Source organism: Oleiphilus sp. HI0123 (assembly GCF_001635315.1).
This window is the reverse complement of the sequence record NZ_LWGE01000286.1, coordinates 1-300: the sequence shown is the minus strand read 5'-3', so window position 1 is coordinate 300 and position 300 is coordinate 1. Positions and strand designations below refer to the sequence as shown.

Annotated in this window: 1 pseudogene; it reads left to right on the top strand. The window is 51.7% G+C overall.

What is annotated here, in order from left to right:
• Nucleotides 1-127: 127 nt before the first annotated feature.
• Nucleotides 128-300: pseudogene (locus A3761_RS26070) on the top strand (microcin ABC transporter permease); the annotation flags it as partial.

Here is a 300-nt window from a genome sequence, read left to right as displayed (position 1 = left end):
ACGGGCACTACGTAATACCTAACTGGTATAACCCGGTTGAGCGTATCGCTTACACTAAGAGCCTTGCGAGACCTGAAATTTCCCCCAAATCCGGAGTAGCGATCGATACGTGGTGGTTCCGTAAGTAATGAGCGCCTACATTCTTCGCAGACTTCTTCTTATGATACCGACACTACTCGGCATCATGCTCTTAAACTTCATTATCGTGCAAGCAGCACCCGGCGGCCCCGTTGAGCGAATGCTCGCACAGATTCAGGGAATGGGTTCAGACGTTCAAAGCCGTTTAGGCGGCGGTAGCGG